Source organism: Streptomyces sp. 13-12-16, assembly GCF_002114215.1.
Taxonomy (GTDB): domain Bacteria; phylum Actinomycetota; class Actinomycetes; order Streptomycetales; family Streptomycetaceae; genus Streptomyces.
In genome coordinates this window covers 1-1,818 of record NZ_NCTE01000869.1, presented here as the reverse complement: position 1 = coordinate 1,818, position 1,818 = coordinate 1, and the positions used below count along the sequence as shown (strand labels likewise).

The following is a 1,818-nucleotide window of genomic DNA, read 5'->3' as shown; positions in this document are numbered from 1 at the left end:
GCGGGCACGGAGCCGGGCCCCGCGGGGCGCACGGCGGCACACGCCGGTCCCGTGACCGGCACCGGAGGCGCGTGCGCCGGGGCACGTCCCAACCGCCTCCGCTCCGGGACTCGCGCAGGCGACGGCGTTCCCGGCGAGGACGGCGGCGCGCCCGGGTACGGCTACTCGACTTCGGCCAGCCGCAGCGTGCGCTCCGCCAGCTCGCTGACGCGCACCCCGTCGAAGCCGAAGACGGCGCTGCGGACCGTGTCCTGGAGGGGGTCCTTCCACTGGCCGGGGATGGCCGGGGCACCGCACAGGACGCCCGCGACCGAGCCCGCCGTCGCGCCGTTGGAGTCGGTGTCCAGGCCGCCGCGCACGGTCAGGGCGATGGTCCGGGTGAAGTCGCCGTCGCCGTGCAGCAGGCCGGCGGTGAGGACGGCCGCGTTCGGAACCGTGTGGATCCAGCCGAGGCCCGACGTCTCCTCCGTGAGCGTGGTGAGCGTGTCCTCCCAGGCCAGCCCGGCCTCGTGCAGGGAGGCCACCCGGCGCACGGTGCGGGCGAGGCGACTGCTCGCCGGGATCACCGTCAGCGCCTCGTCCACCGCGTGCCGCACGGTGGGCGACGTGAACGCCGCCGAGATCAGTGCCGCCGCCCACATCGCGCCGTACACGCCGTTGCCGGTGTGGGAGAGCACCGCGTCCCTGCGGGCCAGGGCGGCGGCGCGGCGCGGGGAGCCGGGGGAGGTCCAGCCGTGGATGTCCGCGCGGATGAGGGCGCCGATCCACTCCTGGTAGGGATTGTCGTAGGTGGCCGTGAGCGGGGGCTTGAGGCCGTTGGCGAGGTTGCGGTAGGCGGCCCGTTCCGCCGTGAAGGTCTGGAGGTAGGGCAGCCGCAGCAGCCACAGGTCGCCGACCTGCTCGGTGGTGAAGGCGAAGCCGTGGGTCTCCAGCAGGTCCAGGCCGAGGACGGCGTAGTCGATGTCGTCGTCGCGGCAGCTCCCGTGGACGCGGCCGCGGACGCAGGACCGCCACTCGGGGCGCAGGTCGAGGCCCTCGCTCTCGGTCGGCGGCTCGGGGAGGTAGTCGGTGAGGGGGAGGGCGTCCGTCCGGCGGAGGTAGCGGTCGATGCGTTCGCGGGTCCACACCTCGCCCTGTTCCACCGGTTTGCCGAGCATGTTGCCCGCGATCCGGCCCAGCCAGCCTCCGAGGATGCGGTCGGCGAGTCCCGGCTGCGGGCCCACAGCGGTCATGGCGGTCGTGGCGCTCATAGGACGGGTCTACCCGGTTCCGGGCCGTTCCACGGGCTGGGCAGGGCATGGCGGCCACTGTGCCCGCCGGTTAAGGTCACAGCGGCGCGACTCGGCCTTGACACGCGTGCGAGGCCCGGAGAACGAGGGGAATGCAAGTGGCGGACGCTGCAGGGAGCGGCACTCGTACGGCACGGTCGGCGCAGCGGGTGCTCGTCGCCGCGGACAAGTTCAAGGGGTCGCTGACGGCCGTCGAGGTCGCCGAGCGGGTGACGGCCGGGCTGCGCGGGGTCGTACCGGACCTGGTGGTCGAGGCGCTGCCGGTGGCCGACGGCGGTGACGGCACCGTGGCCGCGGCGGTCGCGGCCGGGTTCGAGCGGCGGGAGGTACGGGTCGCCGGTCCCCTCGGGGACGAGGTGACCGCGGCGTACGCGCTGCGCGGTGACACGGCCGTCGTGGAGATGGCGGAGGCGAGCGGGCTGCAGCGGCTGCCGGCGGGCGTCTTCGCGCCGCTCACGGCGTCGACGTACGGCTCCGGCGAGCTGCTGCGGGCCGCGCTGGACGCGGGGGCGCGGAGCATCGTGTTCGG

Annotated in this window: 2 protein-coding genes; one reads left to right on the top strand and one right to left on the bottom strand. The window is 75.1% G+C overall.

Annotation, left to right across the window (positions count from 1 at the left end):
* Positions 1-161: 161 nt before the first annotated feature.
* On the bottom strand, positions 162-1,232 hold the full coding sequence (locus B7767_RS30800) for an ADP-ribosylglycohydrolase family protein (protein WP_085575009.1): 1,071 nt from the start codon (positions 1,230-1,232) through the stop codon (positions 162-164).
* A 149-nt stretch (positions 1,233-1,381) separates the two neighbouring features.
* Between B7767_RS30800 and B7767_RS30795 the strand changes: the two genes are divergently transcribed.
* Positions 1,382-1,818: glycerate kinase (locus B7767_RS30795; RefSeq protein ID WP_143652712.1), on the top strand; the 437-nt coding region annotated here is incomplete at its 3' end.